The organism is Capnocytophaga sp. oral taxon 326 str. F0382, from assembly GCF_000318295.1.
Taxonomy (GTDB): domain Bacteria; phylum Bacteroidota; class Bacteroidia; order Flavobacteriales; family Flavobacteriaceae; genus Capnocytophaga; species Capnocytophaga periodontitidis.
Genome location: NZ_KB291368.1, coordinates 1 through 1577, shown reverse-complemented (window position 1 = coordinate 1577; position 1577 = coordinate 1). Strand labels below are relative to the sequence as shown.

The following is a 1577-nucleotide window of genomic DNA, read 5'->3' as shown; positions in this document are numbered from 1 at the left end:
AACCTACTACTCTGAGGTCTTCCTTGAATAAACAGTATTTTTTGTGGTTATCATACTTCCCCATTGGTTTGGGTGGGGGATTTTATGCTTAGAAAAGACCCAAGAAACACCGAAGCACCTCATATCAACATATAGAGCCCCAAAAAGACATCTCAACATATAAAATTTTCTCACAAGGAAAAACGCTGCGGAATTGAGGTATAACAATAATAAGAGAAAAGAAAATCAACTATATCTCATAAAATATTCCATTTTTATTAATCCTAAAAGTCTTCCACTTTTTCCTTTTCACAGTAGCATCTTGATACTTGTATAAAGTAATAAGATAATCACTGCTAATTGTAAAATCAATAATTTCATTACCATCCATATGCCCAATGGTTAATGATGATTTAATTCTATTACTCTCAACTATCACTAGATCATAAGTTTCAATATCTGTTTCAGTATTACATAGTATTATGACTTGCTCAGAATTTATAGGTGGTAGATACAAATACTCATTATATGAATACTCCATTCCAAAATATCTCTTCACCAATTTAGATAAATTATCCTTAGGGTTATAAGTATAAGTAGGATAAACTCTATTAACTTTATCCGTATTCCCAGAGTTATAGTAATCATTAAAATCAAAAGGTAGCTTGCAATAATTTATATCATTCTGCCTTATAAGCTTTCCATCTGAATTTATATGAAGGCATCTTGTAATATAGTCATTATATAAGTCTTTATTATATTGCAAGAGTATTCCATCATCAGGGTCATTCGTGATATCAATCAGACTCTGTTCATGAGTATTTAATTTTATCCAACCGACTGTATTTATGGAATTTACTCCCGAATCTTCTACGTACAACTCTATTGTAAAAATTTCATCATCTTTCTCCGTGACTTTTGCTTTTAAGTGGGTTTTAAAAGGATTCTCAAAGTTCACAGACGACACAATTAACTCTCTTAACTTATCATCACAACTTTTAAAGCTATCAACTCTTTCAATTTTTCTATTTGAAGTAGATGTCTTAATTTGCTGCTTTTGAGATGCCGTATTACAAGAAAAATAAAGCAGACAAGTGATAAGAAAGAATACTATTTTTTTCATATTTATTTATTGTTTTTTATTTTGGTAACGAATTTTGCTTTTATGCCATTCAATGATTGTCTATATATTTTTTGAGCATTGGGATCACAAGAATACCATCTTGCATAATTCCCATTATGTCGTATGATATATTCTGCTTTGTATATCATACCTGCCTCTACAGATGGAAGTTTTACAAATTGCTTTGGTCGATTTTTTACTTGAAGATTCCCTCCGTGTTCACTCATCCCTTTACCCTCATAGGCCCCATATAATCCTATTGGTTTATATTGAGGATGCGATTCAAAGAAAGCTTTATCCCATCCATAATATGGTGCATCTCCATGTGCTTCCATTCCTCCTGTACCACATTTTTTGTATTGTCCTGATGTAAAATGAGATGTTTCTAAGCGGTACATTTTTTCGATAATAGTTGCAATATTTTCTCCATATTTATCATAGACCTTAATTCCGCAGCATAAATTCTTGTGAGAAC

General features: G+C 31.5%; 2 protein-coding genes. Both read right to left on the bottom strand.

What is annotated here, in order from left to right; all coding sequences use genetic code 11:
• Positions 1-229: 229 nt before the first annotated feature.
• Positions 230-1102 carry a hypothetical protein gene (locus HMPREF9073_RS15220; protein ID WP_009412277.1) on the bottom strand — a complete coding sequence of 291 codons (873 nt, stop codon included), beginning with the start codon at positions 1100-1102 and terminating at the stop codon, positions 230-232.
• Positions 1103-1104: 2 nt separating this feature from the next.
• The coding region (locus HMPREF9073_RS01785; protein WP_009412276.1) for a hypothetical protein at positions 1105-1577 on the bottom strand (473 nt) is incomplete at its 5' end.